The sequence below is a fragment of the Gemmatimonas sp. genome, from assembly GCF_044344655.1.
GTDB lineage: Bacteria > Gemmatimonadota > Gemmatimonadetes > Gemmatimonadales > Gemmatimonadaceae > Gemmatimonas.
In genome coordinates this window covers 1-17,631 of sequence record NZ_JBIJCN010000053.1, presented here as the reverse complement: position 1 = coordinate 17,631, position 17,631 = coordinate 1, and the positions used below count along the sequence as shown (strand labels likewise).

Here is a 17,631-nt window from a genome sequence, read left to right as displayed (position 1 = left end):
CGCTCGAGCCGGCCCCCCTGCTTGATGAAGAGACAGAGCATCTGCTCCTCCTTGTCGCCAATGGGGATGAGGAGGCGGCCGCCCTCTGCCAGCTGTTCCTCGAGGGCCGGCGGAACATGTGGCGCGCCGGCACCCACCACGATGCCATCGTACGGGGCATACTCCCGCCACCCGAGCGTACCGTCGCCCAACGACAGCGAGACGTTGCGCACATTCGCCTGCTGCAGAATGGGGCGCGCCCTGTCGAGCAGCTCCCGGTAGCGCTCCACCGAGAAGACCTGCGCCGCCAGCTGGGCAAGCAGCGCCGTTTGGTAGGCAGATCCGGTGCCGATCTCGAGCACCTTCTCATGCCCCGTGAGCATGAGCAGCTCGACCGACCGCGCATGCACGAACGGCTGCGAGATGGTCTGCCCGCTCCCGATCGGCAAGGCAGAATCCTCGTACGCGCGGTGGCGCACCGTGGGTGGCACGAACAGGTGCCGCGGTACCGAGTCGATGGCACGCAGGAGCGCGAGGTCCTTGATCCCCTTGTCCTGCAGCGTCTCGACCAGTCGGCGGCGCGCGCCCCGGAACTCGGGTTCTACGGGGCCTGCCACCAGTCGGTCGCCGAGTTGAGGACGTCGCGATGCGTGAGATCGAGATGCAACGGGGTTACCGAAATGTATCCGTCATGCACGGCGCGGAAATCACTGTCATCCGGTCCGCTCCACGCCACGGATCCTCCACCAATCCACAGGATCTCCCTCCCCCACGGATCCTTCATGCGGGTGATGGAATCACTGAACACGCGGCGCCCAAGTCGGGTGAGGCGAACCCCCTTGATTGCCTCACCGGCAACAGCCGGCAGGTTCACGTTGAGCAGCGTATCACGGGGAAACGCCGGCAAGCGCATGAGGTGATCGAGCAGCGCCCGGATCTGCGACACCTGCGTTTCGAGGATCGCATCCGCGCGCAGCACGCTACCGGCAAACGACAGCGCGATCGCGGGAATGCCAAGCGCTAGTCCTTCCATCGCGGCGGCGACGGTGCCGCTGTACAGCACGTCCTCACCCATGTTGGGACCGTGATTGATGCCGCTCAACACGAAGTCAGGGCGCTCTGCGAGCAGCGCCTCGCAGGCGAGCATCACGCAATCGGTGGGCGTACCGTCGACCTGCCACCGCTTCTCACCGAGACGCACCGGCCGCAGGGGATGATGCAGCGTGAGCGAATGGCTCGTGGCACTCTGCTCCCGATCGGGCGCCACCACGTGCAAGTCACCGAGCGGCGAGGCCGCTTCCTCGAGCACGGCAAGGCCCTTGGCCAGAATACCGTCGTCGTTGCTGAGAAGAATACGCATGGGATTAGGTTGAGTCAGCGCAGCGTATCGTCCAGCAGCGCTTGCAAATCAGCGAGTTCACGTTCGAGACTTTCGAGCGCTTCCACCTCAAGCGCCGCACGTGCCGCCGGCCGCAGCGATCCGCCCTTGCGGTGCTCGTCGAGCTTCTGGCGGGCACCGTCGATACTGTACTTCTCGGTATAGAGCAGGTGCTTCACGAGAAGGATGAGCTCCACCTCGCGGCGGGAGTAGACCCGATTGCCGCTGCGATTCTTGGCCGGGCTGAGCAGCTTGAACTGACTCTCCCAATAGCGAAGTACGTGCGGCTTCAGCTCGGTAAGTGCACACACGTCGCCAATGGAATAAAACTCCTGGACGAGTTCCCCACGGGAGGCCGCCATGTCAGTCTCGCTCCGGCCGGAGTTCACGCGCCATCAACTCGGCCACGGCGTCCCGCGGCGCCCAGTTCTGGAACAGGATGCGATAGGTCGCGTCGATGATGGGCATCTCGACCCCCACCTTGTCCGCGAGCGCCTTCGCACTCTGCGTGTTGAGGACCCCTTCGGCCACGCTGTCTTTGCCGGCGAGAGCCTGATCGAGCGACTGCCCCTGCCCGATCGCCACGCCCACGGCGCGATTCCGCGACAGCGCGCCCGTACACGTCAACACCAGATCGCCGAGACCGGCCAACCCCGCGAAGGTGTCAGGCTTGGCGCCGAGCGCCACGCCAAGGCGCGTCATTTCCGCGAGGCCGCGGGTCATCAGGGCCGCGCGCGGATTGAAGCCCAAGCCAAGGCCGTCGAGAATTCCGGTCGCCACGGCCATGACGTTCTTGAGTGCGCCGCCGAGTTCTACGCCGACCACGTCGTCGCTGGTGTACACCCGGAACGCATTGGCACTCATGGCCCCCTGCACCCGTCTCGCCGCCGCATGATCCGCGCAGGCTGCGACGACGGCGGTGGGCTGTCCCTGGGCCACTTCGGCCGCGAAGCTTGGACCACTGACCGCTACGACCGGATGTCCGGGCGCTGCCTGGGCCACCACATCGGTCATGAGTGCCAGCGTTTCGCGCTCGATGCCCTTGGTGGCCACCGACAAGACCGCTTGGGGCTCGATGGACTGCGCGCAACGCGCAACAACCGGCCGCAGTACATGCGACGGTGCCGCGTAGACCACAAGCCGGGCACCGTGCAGAGCCGCCGCCATGTCGGTCGAGGCCGTGAGCGAAGGCGCCAGCGCGATATTGGCCAGGAAGCGCGGATTCTCGTGACGCGTATTCACCGCATCCACGACATCGTCTTCACGCGCCCACAGCACGGTGTGGTGCCCATTGCGGGCCAAGCGATCGGCGATCGCCGTCCCCCATGCCCCGCCACCGATCACCGCACACCGCATCGGCATGACGCCACTACCGTCGACGGTGCGTGCAGCCTCGCCACTGGTCATCAAACCGCGCTCCCATCGGACGACGCCGGTTTACCGGAGCCGATGCGTCGTTCTTCTCCGCGCAGCAGGCGTCCGATGTTATCGCGATGGGTATAGAACACGAACAGGGCGATGCCGAGACTCACGAGCACGAGCGGCGTCACCTCGCGGGCCTGCGCGAGAATGGCGATCGGCAACACCACGGCGCCCACCAGCGAACCGAGCGATACGTAGCGCGTGATCGCCACGACCACGGCAAACGCCAGCACCGCACAGAGCCCGGCGAGCGGCGCCAGCGCAAAGAACACACCACTCGCGGTGGCGACACCTTTACCGCCACCCTTTCCCATGAGGAAGATTGGTCGCACGTGGCCCACGATGGCCAGCACGCCGGCCAGTACGCCCCACGGCCACCCACCGTCGAGCCCTACCGCCTTGGGAAGCAGGACCACGGGCAGCGCGCCCTTGAGGCCATCCACGAGATACACGAGCAGGCCCCATTTCCAGCCGAGCGTGCGGAAGACGTTGGTCGCCCCGAGATTGCCCGATCCCACCGTCCGCAGATCCACACCATTGGCTGTGCCCACGAGATACGCCGTAGGGAACGACCCGGCGAGGTACGCCACGCCGAGTGTCCACAGTGGCATGGACGTTGGACTCAACTGTTCTTTCTCCGCAGGATGATCCGCAGCGGCGAGCCGGTGAAGCCGTACTTGTCACGGAAGCCGTTGTGCAGAAACCGGATGTAGTGCTCCGGGATCGCCTCGGGATGATTACCGAACACCGCGATGGTGGGCGGCTCGATTTCCACCTGCGTCGCGTAGTTGAGCTTCACCTCGCGGCCGGCGGCCTGCGGCGGCTGGCGGCGGGCGATCAGCTCTTCAAGCGCATCATTGACCTGCGACGTGCTGATGCGGCGCGTGCGCTGCTCCTGCACCTGGAGCACGAGATCGAGCACCTTGGTCACGCGCTGCCCCGTCTTGGCACTCGTGAACAGGAAGGGGACGAACGCGAAGTACGGCACCTTTTCGACCGCTTCCTTCCTGAACTTATCGGCGCTCTTGTCGCTCTTGTCCTCGAAGATGTCCCACTTGTTGACCACGATGATGAGACCGCGGCCGGCCTCCCAGGCGAGCGTGGCAATCTTGAGATCCTGATTCTGCAGCCCCTCGGTGCCGTCGATCATCAGGATGCACACGTCCGACGAATCGATGGCGCGCCGTGAACGGAGGGAGGAGTAGAACTCCACCCCATCGTCGATCCTCGACTGGCGACGCAGCCCGGCGGTATCCACGAAAATGAGTTCGGTGTCATGGTACTTCATCGGCGCGTCGATCGCGTCCCGCGTCGTCCCCGACTCGTCGCTCACCACGAGGCGATCTTCGCCAAGCAGGCGGTTCACAAAGCTCGACTTTCCCACATTGGGGCGACCGATCACCGCCACGCGGATCGCCTCCGGGCGCTCCTCGTTGGCTTCGGGAATGGCGTTCACCACCGCATCGAGCAGATCGCCGGAGCCTTTGCCGTTGGAGGCAGAGACCGGGTAGACCTCCGTCACACCAAGGCGATAGAACTCGTAGAAGTCGGTGCTCTCGGGATTGTCGACCTTGTTGGCGACCAGCAACCACGGCTTCTGCGACGCGCGCAGCATGTCCATGATGCGCGCGTCACTGGGGTGCACGCCCACCTTCGCGTCGCAGACGAAGAGCATGAGGTCTGCTTCCTCAATGGCCTCGTGCACCTGGCGACGGATGGCCACATCCATAGGAAGATCGGAGTCCTCCACCAGGCCACCGGTGTCGACCAGCCAGAAGCTGTGCCCCGCCCATTCGGCCTCGCCGAAATGCCGATCACGCGTGGTACCGGCTTCGTCGCTTACGATAGCCGTGGCTTCGCCGATAATGCGATTGAACAGATGTGACTTGCCCACATTGGGGCGACCGACAATAGCGACGACTGGAAGACTCATACGAAGGGATCAGGCAGCGGGAACGACCGCCGCATCCCCTTCGGGCACGAGCGCGTCAATGAAGTCGTACGACGGATAGACCGGCATGGGCAACGACTCGCGTAGCGCGATGAACGGCTCTTCGTCGAGAAAGAGACCGTCGTCGTTGATGCACTCGGCCGGAATGAGTGCCAGATCAAGGTCGGTTCGCCCGGCGAGCGTTCGACGGATATCGGCCCCGACCAGCAGACCAGCGGTCGTGGTCGTGGGGCCGAACAACGAATTCTCGGTAGGAAGCAACACGAATTGCGCGCCGGTCGCCTCCGTGAGCTGCTCCAGTAGCGCAGGCATGAGCGGCGCCATGGACACGCCCGTGACGACGCCGATGCGCTTCCCCTCGAGGCGCGGCAGCTGCGCGAGGCCGTCGGCCACGCGAGCGCGCAGCGATGTCACGGCACCCACCCCGTTTTCGATCTGCGAAAACTCGCCATAGTGCTCAACGTCGGGCAGCGGTTCCCCGGCCAGCAGGTAGAGCTCATCCGAGCCGAACACCCAGCGATCGCCGCGCTCCTTGAGCGCTCGTTCTTCCCACCGGTGCACCGCGTCGAGCAACACGCCGGCATTGGCGGCGTCCATGGGCGTGCCCGTGTACAGGTGCGAGAACTGTGTCACGCCCACGGGCACGAGGGCCACCGAGAGCACCGCATCCTCGAGGGCCCACAGGTCCTGCAGGGACTCCTCAAGTACCGCGCCATCGTTGAGCCCCGGCACGATCACCATCTGGCAGTGGAACTGGATCCCGCCCTCGGCCAGCCGTGTGAGCTGTTCGAGGATATTGGGGACGCGCGGGTTGTTGAGCAGGACCTTACGCGCCTCCCATGGGGTGGCGTGCACCGACACATAGAGCGGCGACAACCGGTACTCGAGGATGCGGGCAATGTCCCGCTCCTTCACGTTGGACAACGTGGCGAAGTTACCGTAGGCGAACGACAGTCGATAATCGTCGTCGCGGATGTACAGCCCCTTCCGCAGCCCCTTGGGGAGCCCCTCGATGAAGCAGAACTCGCAGCGGTTCGCGCAGCGGCGCACCGTGGGCGGCGCGAGCTCGACGCCCATCGAATCGCCCCCCTCGCGCTCGATGTCGTACTCCACGGCGGTGCCGTCCGGGAGACGGGCCGACACCACGAACGCCTCATCGGCCGTCAGGAACTCCCAATCGAGGAAGTCATCCAACGGCCGTTCGTTGACGGCGAGCAGTTCGGTGCCGGGCACCATGCCGATCTGGTCGGCGATGCTCCCTGACTCGACACGAGTGACGCGTACCATGCCCCGGGGACGAAAACGGGGGCGAGGCCATCGGCCCTCCCCCAAAAACCAAGCGAGCGGCAACGGATGCGTCGCCGCCCACTTGAGAAAACTTACGAACTGTGGTGACCGAAGTCAATCAATGGCATGGACTTCGGCGATCCACGCCCTGACCACACACTACTTCAACGGCGCGTACCGGAAGGCCACCACCTTGGGATCTTCGATCTTCACGCTGAAGGTCGTGCCCGAACCCGGTTCCACCGGCCCGATCGCCACGTCCTTGCTCGTCACCGTCGCGCCCGAGGCGTCGAGGAACTCCAGCTTCATGGTCCACGACCCAGCCGCCTCGCCGCCGTTGACCACGCTCCCCTGAAGGGTGAACGCCGGCCCGGCCTTCTGCGCGAGCGTGATGTCCACCTTCGGATTCGTCTTGCTTTGCTTGTCGAGGTAGAAGAGCACCGAATCGTTGAACACCTTCTTCTTCGCCGCATCCTGCTCGGCTCGGGCCTGGTTCTGCCAGTAGCCGGCCATCAGGCGCCAACCGCGTTCGAAGTTGGGATCGACCGTCATCAGTCGCTGCACCGCCGGCCCCATACGCTGGTTGTCCTTCATTGCGAACAGGACGTTCGCGTAGTTGTACAGCGCGAAGCGGTGGTGCGGATTCTTCGTGAATCCGGCTTCGAAGAGCTTCACGGCATCGGCATCACGCCCGCCCGCCGCCGCGTTCGACCCCGCCTCGAACAGCTGGTCGGCGGTAAACCGCGCGGGATCCTTCAGCATGTCCGTGAACATGTTGGCAACGGCTGCCGTGTCGCCGGACATCCGCAGCGCACGTCCAAGTGCCTGCGCGGCATTCGCATCGCCGGGTGTGTCCTTGAGGAACGCCTCGAGCAGCGTCCGGGCCTGCTTGATGCCATCGTCCTTGGCCGCGCCCGTGGCCGCATCAGCCGCCTGCAGCTTCATCACGGCCAGATTATATCGATTCTGCTGCTTGAGCTTGAGATACAGCGTATCGCCGCCGGACAGCGTGATGATCTTTTCCATCGCCATCATGCTGCTGTCCATCTGATTCTGCTTCTGGTAGACCGCGTTCAGGATATTCCACGGCCGGGGATCGCTGCCACCGACCAGCAAGGCGATCCGGGAATAGTAGGCCGCCGAGTCGTCCTGCTCGGCCTGCAGTGCCGAGATGGCCTTATTGTACACATCGCCGTAGAACTGCTGGCGATAGGCCTTCGACGCCTCAGCACACTGCGGGGCGACGGCAATGAGCGCCGTGGCCGCGGTGTCGACCGCCAGCAGCAGGTTCTGCGTGCCCTGGGGGTTCGCGGTGTACCCCATGTCACTGCGCTTGAGGACAAACGTGCCTTCGTTGCGCGCACGGAACTGCGCGAACGTGCGCAGCAGCAGGTACTGCCGCCCCGCCTCGTTCTTGATCTTCTCGGGAGTGTCCGTCAGCAGGCGAATGGCGTTGGCGAGATGCTTGGGAATCTCGTCATCATTCCGCGAGTTGGCGGCCTTGATGACGTACTGCTTGGCCCCCGCCAACTGAAACGGGCTCCCGTCGTTCACGTTGCAGGTCGCCTGCGCCGTCAGCGTCTGCAGCATCGGCATACCGGCAGCCATCAGCGTCGCGCCGAGCGCGCGCGTCCACATCGAACCCTTCATCCTTGCTCCTCGAAGTCCATCGAAAACATCCAGGTGACTTTTCACAGGGTGAATATACTGGGCTATGCGCGGTACGACGCGCCGCTTCCGGTGTTGTACACCACGACCTCCGCGTCGGACGCAATGCGCCCCGCCACGACGGCGTCACGCAGTACAGAAAGGGCACACCCCCCTTCTGGGGCCGCATCGATGCCTGTCGCCGTCGCCAGCTTGTACGTCCAATCGCGGATGGCCTCTTCGGTGGCGGTCCCGGCCACCCCGTTCGTTTCGCGCAGCACCCGGAGCAGGACCCGATCACCCAGTGGCGACGGCACCCGCAGGCCCGACGCGTACGTGACCGGATCGACCCAGGGTTCGGCCCGGTCGGCCCCGGCGGCGAACGCGCGGGCGATGGGGGCACAACCGGCAGCCTGGGCGACGACGTACTGAGGCTGCACGCGATCGGCGGGGATCCACCCGCCCGCGGCCAACTCCTGCAGCGCCTTCCAAATCCCCACGGTGCCCTCGCCGCCGCCCGTGGGATAGACGACCACGTCGGGCACCCGCCAGCCAAGCTGCTCGGCCATCTCGAAGCCCATGGTCTTCATCCCCTCCACGCGGTACGGCTCACGTAAGGTGGAGATGGGGAAGAATCCCGACTCGGCCGCATAGGCGAGCGACAGCTTACCGGCATCACCGATGTGGCCGTCGATCCGGATCAGTTCCGCCCCCATGGCCTCGATCGTATCGAGGATGGGGCGCGGTGTCGTCCGCGGAGCGTACACCCGCACCAGCATGCCGGCAGCGGCGCCGTAGGCGGCGAGGGCTGCCCCGGCATTGCCGGCGGTGGGCACAACGATCCCCGGATAGCCCTCGGCACGGGCGCGGGTCACCGCGGCACTCATGCCGCGCGCCTTGAACGAGGCCGTCGGATTCTGCGCCTCGTCCTTGATCCACAGACGCCGCACGCCCATGGCCTGGGCCAGCGCGGGCGACTCGATCATAGGCGTGAGCCCTTCGCCCAGCGTGACAGGCGCTTCCCCGTCGAGCAGCGCCATGAACGGCGCGTATCGCCACATATCCCAGCGCGAGAGGAGCGCCGTGTCGCGGCCGACCGGGGCGTAGCGGGCGAACAGCGGCTGCCCGCACGCTGTGCACAGTGAGGGGCGGGTGATCGCCGCCGGCGTATCGCAGGCGGAACAGCGGAGGGTCCAGGTGGCGGTCGTCATGCGGTGATCGGAAGTGATCAAGCGGAGGGCGGCGGTCCTGAGGGACCGTCGGTGACGTCAAGGAGAGGATCAGTGGGCGCGGACACATCTGGCGTGGTGTCGCTGTCAGGAACCGTGACCTCGACACCGAGCGCCTGCAAGACCTTGCGTGCCGACGTATCGCCGAAGCCGGGCACCGTCGCGATCTGCTCCACCGTCGCGTCCTTCACCCCCTGCACGCTGCCGAACACGTGCAGCAGGGCCCGACGCTTGCTGGGGCCGATCCCGGGGATTTTGAGCAGCTCCGACGTGATGGTACGCGCCGCACGCTTCTGGCGCTGGAAAGTCACGGCAAACCGATGGGCCTCATCCCGTGCCTGTTGCAGCATCCGCAGCGCCGGCGAACGGCGTGGCAGGCGTACCGACTCGCTGCGTCCCGGCAGGAAGATCTCCTCCTCCTTTTTGGCGAGACTGATCAACCCGATCTGGTTCACGCCCAGCGCGTCGAGCGCCTCACGGGCGGCCCCGAGCTGACCCTTGCCGCCGTCGATCACCGCAAGATCCGGGAGCGCCTTCTCCTCGTCCAAGCGGCGGCGGAAGAACCTGGTGACCACCTCGTGCATGGAGCGAAAATCGTCGTTCCCCTCGAAGAGCTGAATCTTGAACTTGCGATACTCGGAGCGCTTGGGACGCGCGTTCTCGAACCACACCGCACTCGCGACCACGTCGGTGCCCTGCGCATGCGAGATGTCGAAGCACACGAGTGATCGCGGCAGTCGCGGCAGCCCCAGTTCCCGCTGCAGCTCGTACACGGGGTCCGCGGCCCGTTCCTCAGCCTCGAGCGAGGCGAGCTTGAACTCCTCGAGCAGGTGCTGCGCATTCTTGTCGGCGAGGTCCACCAATGCCCGACGCGGCCCCCGCTGCGGTACGCGAATGCGCGTCCCCTCGAGGGAGGCTTCGAGGGTCTCGCGATCCTCGAACTCGAACGGTACCAGCAGATCGGCCGCGCGGGCGTCAGCCGTGCGGTACCACTGCGACAACGACGCAGCCAACACGGCCCCATCGTCCTCGCCCTCGGCATGCTCGAGCAGCCGATGATCGCGGGCCAGCAGCTTTCCGCCGCGAATGCGCAAGACGACCACGCAGGCATCCTCGCCGTCGCGGGCGTATCCCACCACATCACGATCGCCACCCTCGACCTCGAGGACCACCGTGGGCTCCTCCATCTTCTCGAGGTGACGGAGCGCATCGCGCAACTCCCCTGCCCGCTCGAAATCGAGACGCTCCGACGCCTCCAGCATGCGATCGCGCACGTGACGAATCACGTCGCTGGTCCTCCCCTCGAGGAACCACACCACCTCGTCGATCATCGCGCGGTAGTCCTCAGTGCTCTGGTATCCCACGCACGGCGCCTTGCACCGCTTGATGAAATAATCCAGGCAGGGACGTTCCGGCGCTTCGCGCGGCAGCGCGTAGTGACACGACCGGACCGTGAAGATGCGCTTCACGACGTTGAGGGCGCGACGCATGGCGCCTACATCGGTGTACGGCCCGAAGTAGCGAGCGCCGTCGTCACTGAGGCGGCGCGTGACGATGACCCGGGGGAACGGCTCCGACACCGTGACCTTGATGTACGGATACGACTTGTCGTCGCGCAGGGCAATGTTGAAGCGCGGCCGATACTCCTTGATCAGCGTCGCTTCAAGGATCAGCGAGTGGGCCTCGCTTGGCACCACGATCGTGTCGAGGTCGCGCACCTTGCGCAGTAGTCCACGCGTCTTGGGGCTGGATTCGTGGTCCTGCGCCCAATAACTGCGCACCCGGGAGCGCAGGCGCTTTGCCTTGCCCACGTACAGCACGCCCCCGTCTGCATCCTTCCAGAGGTATACCCCGGGCGAATCAGGCAGATGCGGCAAGCGTCGGGCAACGGCGAGCGGCATGCCACGTTCGAGCGCGGCACGCGTCCACTCATCGTCGGGAATAGGAAGCGCGTCGATCGACTGCGCGGTCATCAGCTCGTCGCGCGCACCGCCCATCAGCGCGACCGGCTCCCCCTCGTTATTCACCGGCGGCGTCCTGCGCTCCCTGCCCGGACAGGCGTGGCGGTCGCCTCAACCATCGCGCGGCCTCCGCCGATCCCATCCCCCACGCAACCACCAGGTAGGTCATGCCGAAGGCCGCAAGAATCGGGAGTGCGGCATACCGGGGATGCAGCGATGACATCCACGTGACCTGCACGAACCGCGCTCCCCACCCTGCCGCCCCCGCCACCGCAGCGGCGACCACAATGCGCCGGGTCCCCGTGTACATCGCAGCGGTATAGAGCGGTCCGAGCCGCGTACGCAGCCCGCGCGCGAGTACTAGGAGATTTACGTAGGAACCAAGCGCTGAACCCAGGGCGATCCCGGCAGCGGCATACGGCGATGCGCGGAGCGGCACGGCGATCGACACCGCAGCGATCGCCGACACCGTGATACTCGCCACGGATGCACGCAACGGCGTGCGATAATCCTGCATGGCGTAGTACGCCGATCCGAGCAGCTTGACGGACCCGAAGCTCACAAGGCCTACCGCGTAGCCCGCCAGCACCCAATGCACCACGCGCTGCTCGGCCGCGCCGAACTGGCCGGCGCGATACAGTAACCCCACGCAGTAGTCGCCGAACAACACGAACGCCACGGCACTCGGCACCACGTAGAACAGGATACGCTGCCAACCGGCTCGCAGACGCTCACGCAGCGCGTCGAGGGCGAGCGCACCACTCTCGCGTGAGAACTCCGGCAACGCCGATGCCGCCACGCTCACACCGAACAACGAGACCGGCAGCAAGGCAAGCGTATTGGCGTACGTGAGGTTGGTCGCCGCCCCTGCCGGGAGGAACGAGGCGATCTGCAGGTCCACAAAACTCGAGATCTGCACCACGCCAAGCGCGGTCACGACTGGAACCACATTGCGCAACGTCTGCAGGAGCCCTTCGGCCGCCCGGTCGAGCGTGGGCCGGATTGGACCGGCCAGCTGCATGACCTGCGGGAGCTGTGCAGCCACCTGCAGCACAGCCCCAGCCAGCGTGGCCCACGCGAGCCATACCGCGAGCGTGGCGGCACTGCCGGCCCTGACACCGCCTACGAGCAACAGGGCGATTTGCGCGAGTGACCACACGGCGGCGCTCGCGTATGACCAGAAGAAGCGGCGGTGAGAATTCTGGATGCCGAGACACCATCCGCTGATCACCATCATCCCCGTCATGGGGAAGAGGACGCGGGTCAGGCGTGTGGTGAGCGCCTGCGTGTCGGCATCGAACCCAGGCGTGAGAACGCTCGTCAGCAGCGGCGCTGCCGCCACGCCCACCAGTGTGAGAAGACTCACGACCGCGAGGAGCACGCCGAGCATCGCGTTGGACAATGCGCGCGCCGCGGCAGCATCGCCGCGGCCAAGCAGTCGGCTGTACACCGGCACGAATGAGGCGGACAGCGTGCCCTCGCCGAGCAGGTTGCGCACGGCATTGGGGATCTTGAACGCCGCGTTGTACGCGTCGGAGGCCGCGCCCGCGCCGAAGTAGTACGCGAAGACCGTGTTGCGCAGCAGCCCCACGACGCGGCTGATGAGGATCCCCGCGCCAACGACGAACGCGGAGCGTCCGCCCCCGGCGTCACTCATGCGGGGCCGGCACCCGACACGAGCGCCTGCGCGTGTGGCAGCGCCTCCTGGCGCATGCGCGACAGCACGCCGGGCCCATATCGCACGAGCAACGGGACGATGTTGAGCACACGCTCGGGCGACTTCCCCTGCGGCCGGAGGGCCGCCCGCAACGCCGAAACCTCACGCAGCGCCTCGCTTTCCCGCTGCTTCACACCGGCCAGCAGCCGACGTTCGAAGCGATCCAAGCGATGCGCCAGATCCTTGGCCAACCCGTGCACAACCTCGTCGGGTACGGGGGCGCCTTCCCCGTACAGCACCTCACGCAGCGCACGCACCTGTGTATCGAGGGTTACCCGAAGACGCTCCATGGTGTCGGCCACGGTCTCGTCGAGCTGTGCCCGTGCAACCTGCTGCTCCGCGGCATGCGGGTCCCGCAACGCCCCGTCGTCGAGACCGAGGCGCTCCTGCTGTGCCAGCACCTCGGATTCGACCAGTTCACAGGCCCAACGAGGGGCGACCACCGGAACCGAGGCGCCAAGCGCCTGGGCCACGGGCTCGACCTGCGCGAAGTACGCGAACTCGCCGGGGCCGGCGAGATAGCACACGGTGGGCAGCAGCGCCCGTTCCAATACAGGGCGCAGCAACACGTTGGCGCCCAACGAGCCCACGTCGGCAGTGCGAGCCGCCGCGGCGGCATCCGCCACCGGCACACGCGCACGCACGCGCTGCACGTGCTCGTGGTCGCTCACGATCGAGGAGCGGAACACCAGCGAGAGCCCGTCTCCGACCTCGACCTGCGGCGTATAGCCGGCGGCGGTGATCTCCTGCGCGCGCAGGCGCAGCGCTTCCTGAATCGGCATCGCCTGCGTGAGGGCCCGGCGTAGCAAACCGTCGGCGGCCTTGCGCAAGGCTGGATGCGAGGCGTCCAGAACGGCAATGCCGAGCGGCTCCAGCAAGCCACGCAGCAGTTGCACATAGGCGGCCCCGATGGTGGCATGGGGGACGTAGGCCGCATCCACGAGATCGAGTACGCCGCCATGGGCTGCCGAGCCGCAGGCCTGCGCGAGCGCGGCTCGTGCGGTCTGGAGGTCGCCAAGCGGCACGTCGGCCAGCGCCACCCCCTCCGTTACAGGACCCACCAACGATGCCGTCAGCAGCCCCCTACCCGTGGCCACATGGGTCACGGCGGCCTCCCGCCAGTCCGCATCGTCGCTGGCGGCCCAGAACACCGGCGCCACGGGGATGCCCAGTTCGGCCTCGAGCGTGTCGGCGAGTGCCAGTGCGCTCAGCGCCTTACTCCAGGTGTACATCGGTCCACCAAAGAGCCCCGGCTGTTGGCCGGTCGTCACCACGACCCCCTCCGCCGCCGCCCGGGCCAACCGTTCGGCCGCCCTACCCGTGGCAGCGAAGGCGGGGGCGAGTGGCGCGAGCCAATCCTTCGCGGCCGCCTCGTCACGCACCACCTGCGCCTGCGTACGCCAACCGGCCACCGTTCGGGGCCGCGGAACGTACCAGCCATCGCCCACGGCACCGCCCTGAAGCGCCTGAGACAGGCGGCTTCCACCGAGCGGTACCGTGCGAATACAGAGGCTTGTCATGTCCGGTGCTGTCCCATGAGCGTCGCGCGCGGGAATGGGCTGAAGGTCACTGTTGGTCACGGGGCGATCTGGGCCTCATTTGTGATACGGCTCCCCCCGCACGATCGTACCGGCGCGGTAGAGCTGTTCCACGAGAACCAAACGTGCAACCTCATGCGGCAACGTCCATGGCGCCAGTGATAACCGGCGATTGGCCCGCTGCCGAACCGCGGTGCCCAGCCCGTGGGCGCCACCGATCACGAACGCCACACTGCGGGCCGATTCACGCTGGTCCTGCAGCCAGCGCGCGAACAGCGCTGAGTCCATGACCACCCCGCCGGGGTCGCACGCCACCACGATCGCGTCGCCCGGTAGACGTTCGGCGAGCCGCTCTCCCTCGCGCTCACGAACGAGTTCCGGGCTCATCCCGCGCCCTGGCTCCTCCTTGACCTCGACCACGTCGAGCGGCCAATAGCGCGCCGCCCGCGCTTCGTAGTCCTGAATGGCATCGGCCAGCCCCGCATGCCGGGGCCGGCCGATGACACACATTGAGATGCGCACCCTGACGTCGAACCGGTGAGCGAATCAGGCGTAGATGCCGCGCAACCGATGCACGGTGGCGACGCGGCTGATCGACAGCATGTAGGCCGCGGTCCGCATGTTCACGCGGTGCTGCTTGGACAACTGCAACACATCGGCGAAGCTCCTGGTCATGATATCGGCGAGGCGCTCGTTGACGCTGGCCTCCGACCAGAAATAGCCCATGCGGTCCTGCACCCACTCGAAGTACGAGACGGTCACGCCGCCCGCATTCGCGAGAATATCGGGAATGACGAAGATGCCCTTCTCATCGAGGATGGGGTCCGCCGCCGCCGTGGTTGGACCGTTGGCGCCTTCGCAGATCACCTTAGCGCGGATCCTCGGGGCGTTCTTCGTGGTGATCACGTTTTCGAGCGCCGCCGGTACGAGCACGTCCACGTCGAGGGTCAGCAGCTCCTCCGCATCGATCGGGTCCCCGCCGATGAACCCGTCGAGCGAGCGATGCTGCTGCACGTGCTTGACGGCCGCTTCGACGTCGATGCCATTCGCGTTGTAGAATGCGCCGGCACGATCGCTGATACCCACGATCTTGCATCCCTGCTGTTCCAGCAGCTTCGCGGCGATCGAGCCCACGTTGCCGAAGCCCTGCACCGCCACCGTCGCGCCTTCCATCTTCATGCCGAGGTGCGCGAGTGCCTCGCGGGTGACGAGCATGCAGCCGCGGCCCGTGGCTTCCTTTCGACCGAGAGACCCCCCCATCTCGACCGGCTTCCCGGTCACCACAGCGTTCTCGGTCCGCCCCTGATGCATGGAGTAGGTATCCATAACCCATGCCATCACGCGCTCGTTGGTGTTCACGTCGGGTGCGGGCACGTCGGTGTCGGGGCCCAGCAGGGAGATGATGCCCTTGGTGTAACGGCGGGTGACCCGCTCGAGCTCACCCACGCTCATGGAGAGCGGGTCGCAGATTACGCCACCCTTGGCACCACCAAAGGGCAAATTGACGACGGCACACTTCCACGTCATCCATGCCGCCAACGCCTTCACTTCCTCGAGCGTGACGTTCATGTCGAAGCGAATGCCGCCCTTGGCCGGCCCGCGCGAGGTGTTGTACAGCACGCGGTACCCCGTGAACACTTCCACGTCACCGTTGTCGAGCATGACGGGCACGGAGACGATGAGCTGCTTCTCGGGATTGCGGAGGATCTTATAGATGCCGGGCTCAAGATCGAGCAACTCGGCGGCGCGATCGAAGCGCGACATCATCGCCTCGAACGGGTTCTCTTCGTTGAGGAACCGGTCCTTGTCCGGGCGGACAATGCTGTCCGTCGGAAGCCGGAGGAGGTCTATGGCCATATGGCGGGGAGTTATTGGTGCCGGCTTAGCCGACGGTGGGACCGGTGGCCGTCCGCGCCGTCAGTACCCGGTCACACTCCCGCTCCAGGACCTCGGCGCCTCGATCGACCACGAGTGTCTGAGAAACATACCAAAGCGGCGCGCGGGCGCGAGGCCAGAGCGGCGCGAGCTTCACGGCATCCTTCAGGGTGCACACCACGATGCCCGCCGGGCCCGCCGCGGCATCGATCGCTGCCACGTCGTCCGCGGTGAATGCGTGGTGGTCCGGGTGGCGGACATGACGGACCACACGCACGCCAGCCGCAACCATCTGCCGCTCGAAGGACGCGGGATCGGCGATGGCCGAAGCGAGCACGACCGCACGATTGCCCAAATCCTCGAGGGGCTGAACGTCGGGCGGGGTATTTTCTGAAACAGGAAGAACACGAATCAGGGCGCCCGGCTCCAACCGCACCACCGCAATGGGCATCGCCGGCACCACGCTGCGCACCGCCCCCTCCACGCGCTGCACGGCCTCCGCGTCAGCGGCCTTCACCGTGACGACCACCGCCGTGGCCCGCTGCAAGGCCGTGAGTGGTTCGCGATACGGGCCGGCCGGCAGCAACCGCACGGCCTCGTCAAATCGATCGGCGCTGATCAGCACGATATTGGCCACGCGTGCAGCGCGGCGGTGCTGAAACGCATCGTCGAGCACCGCACAGTCCGCCTGCTGCTGCCGCGCGGCCTGCATGGCGCGCACCCGATCGGCGTCGATAACGACGGGGACCGCTGGTGTCAGCAGCTGATGCACCCGCCATTCGTCGTCGCCATACCCTCGCAGCACAATCGCCGGACGGGCACCGCGCGCCGCGAGGCGTGCCGCAATCCAGGAAGCGACGGGGGTCTTGCCCGTACCGCCGACCGTCAGATTGCCGATCGACACCGTCGGCATGGTACCAAGCGGAATGGCCGCATCGAATCGCGCATTGCGTCGCGCCACGATGCGGGCGAAGAGCCAAGAGCACGGCAGGAGCAGCGAGCGCACCACGCGCGCCCCCACCCCGCGGTCGTACCAGGTCCATTCAGCGAAGCGGCGCACCATCGACACGCCGCGCCTACCTGCCTGACGCGGCATGCGTGGACGCCGCGAGCGCGGCCGCGCGGGCCAGATCATCGTGCATGTACCGCGCGAACTCCGCCGTGCGTTCTGCCGCGGTGCGCACGTCGGGATCGTCCACGGCACGCGGCGTGCCGTACAGCACTGTCACGCGCGCAAACGGCTTCGGAATCTCGAAACCATCCCAGCTCGAGAGCTGCCACTTGCGATCTACGTGCCCGGTGATGGTCACGATCGGGGCCTCGGCGCGGTGAGCCAGAATGAGCGCGCCCGGGGCGAAGCTGTGCCGCGGGCCCCGCGGCCCATCGGGCGTGAACGCCATGTCGGTGCCGCGTCTGACCACCTGCGCCGCCTCCAGCAACGCCCGGGTGCCACCGCGCGACGACGAGCCACGCACACCGAACATCCCGAACATCGCGACAATGCGCGCAATGATCTCGCCGTCCTTGTGCTCACTAATGAGCACCCCGGTCCTGAATGGATGCCCCCACAGCAGGGGCAACATCTGTCCGTGCCACAGCGTGAACACCACCGGCGACGTCCCCGCGTGGCGCGCCAGGAGTGCCTCG

Annotated in this window: 16 protein-coding genes; all 16 read right to left on the bottom strand. The window is 66.4% G+C overall.

The genetic code is table 11. From position 1 onward, the window contains the following. Window positions 1-596: protein-L-isoaspartate(D-aspartate) O-methyltransferase (locus tag ACIQ51_RS12390; RefSeq protein WP_396205362.1), on the bottom strand; the 596-nt coding region annotated here is incomplete at its 3' end. Then, complete coding sequence (gene surE / locus ACIQ51_RS12385; RefSeq protein WP_396205361.1) at window positions 581-1,339, bottom strand: 5'/3'-nucleotidase SurE; 759 nt, start codon at window positions 1,337-1,339, stop codon at window positions 581-583. The genes surE and ACIQ51_RS12390, both read right to left, overlap by 16 nt. 14 nt (window positions 1,340-1,353) lie before the next feature. Continuing rightward, entirely contained in the window at window positions 1,354-1,719 is a 366-nt protein-coding gene (locus tag ACIQ51_RS12380; protein ID WP_396205360.1) for a MerR family transcriptional regulator, read from the bottom strand. 1 nt (window position 1,720) lies between these two features. Beyond that, window positions 1,721-2,719 carry an NAD(P)H-dependent glycerol-3-phosphate dehydrogenase gene (locus tag ACIQ51_RS12375; protein WP_396205364.1) on the bottom strand — a complete coding sequence of 333 codons (999 nt, stop codon included), beginning with the start codon at window positions 2,717-2,719 and terminating at the stop codon, window positions 1,721-1,723. Window positions 2,720-2,763: 44 nt separating this feature from the next. Then, window positions 2,764-3,390, bottom strand: a complete 627-nt coding sequence (plsY, locus tag ACIQ51_RS12370; protein ID WP_396205359.1) for a glycerol-3-phosphate 1-O-acyltransferase PlsY — start codon at window positions 3,388-3,390, stop codon at window positions 2,764-2,766. Between the two features lie 11 nt (window positions 3,391-3,401). Further along, the gene (gene der / locus ACIQ51_RS12365) at window positions 3,402-4,712 is read right to left on the bottom strand and encodes a ribosome biogenesis GTPase Der (protein ID WP_396205358.1); all 1,311 of its coding nucleotides are present in this window, start codon (window positions 4,710-4,712) and stop codon (window positions 3,402-3,404) included. Between the two features lie 9 nt (window positions 4,713-4,721). Continuing rightward, window positions 4,722-6,017, bottom strand: coding sequence for a DUF512 domain-containing protein (locus ACIQ51_RS12360; RefSeq protein ID WP_396205357.1), 1,296 nt, complete (start codon window positions 6,015-6,017; stop codon window positions 4,722-4,724). Between the two features lie 159 nt (window positions 6,018-6,176). Beyond that, complete coding sequence (locus ACIQ51_RS12355) at window positions 6,177-7,667, bottom strand: tetratricopeptide repeat protein (RefSeq protein ID WP_396205356.1); 1,491 nt, start codon at window positions 7,665-7,667, stop codon at window positions 6,177-6,179. Between the two features lie 62 nt (window positions 7,668-7,729). Then, complete coding sequence (locus ACIQ51_RS12350; protein ID WP_396205355.1) at window positions 7,730-8,875, bottom strand: threonine synthase; 1,146 nt, start codon at window positions 8,873-8,875, stop codon at window positions 7,730-7,732. Between the two features lie 17 nt (window positions 8,876-8,892). Continuing rightward, a complete protein-coding gene (uvrC, locus tag ACIQ51_RS12345) occupies window positions 8,893-10,920 on the bottom strand; it encodes an excinuclease ABC subunit UvrC (protein ID WP_396205354.1) in 2,028 nt (675 codons plus the stop codon). Next, window positions 10,913-12,511 (bottom strand): murein biosynthesis integral membrane protein MurJ, encoded by a 1,599-nt coding sequence (gene murJ, locus ACIQ51_RS12340; protein ID WP_396205353.1) that lies wholly within the window; start codon window positions 12,509-12,511, stop codon window positions 10,913-10,915. Before murJ ends, uvrC begins: the two co-directional genes overlap by 8 nt. Continuing rightward, window positions 12,508-14,091: a bacillithiol biosynthesis BshC gene (bshC, locus tag ACIQ51_RS12335; RefSeq protein WP_396205352.1), complete on the bottom strand. Its 1,584-nt coding sequence runs from the start codon at window positions 14,089-14,091 to the stop codon at window positions 12,508-12,510. Before bshC ends, murJ begins: the two co-directional genes overlap by 4 nt. A 75-nt stretch (window positions 14,092-14,166) precedes the next feature. Continuing rightward, window positions 14,167-14,619: a 23S rRNA (pseudouridine(1915)-N(3))-methyltransferase RlmH gene (locus ACIQ51_RS12330; protein ID WP_396205351.1), complete on the bottom strand. Its 453-nt coding sequence runs from the start codon at window positions 14,617-14,619 to the stop codon at window positions 14,167-14,169. A 36-nt stretch (window positions 14,620-14,655) separates the two neighbouring features. Further along, complete coding sequence (locus ACIQ51_RS12325; RefSeq protein ID WP_396205350.1) at window positions 14,656-15,966, bottom strand: Glu/Leu/Phe/Val dehydrogenase; 1,311 nt, start codon at window positions 15,964-15,966, stop codon at window positions 14,656-14,658. A gap of 25 nt (window positions 15,967-15,991) precedes the next feature. Then, window positions 15,992-17,047, bottom strand: coding sequence for a tetraacyldisaccharide 4'-kinase (locus ACIQ51_RS12320; protein ID WP_396205363.1), 1,056 nt, complete (start codon window positions 17,045-17,047; stop codon window positions 15,992-15,994). Window positions 17,048-17,060: 13 nt separating this feature from the next. Then, the coding region (locus tag ACIQ51_RS12315; RefSeq protein ID WP_396205349.1) for a lysophospholipid acyltransferase family protein at window positions 17,061-17,631 on the bottom strand (571 nt) is incomplete at its 5' end.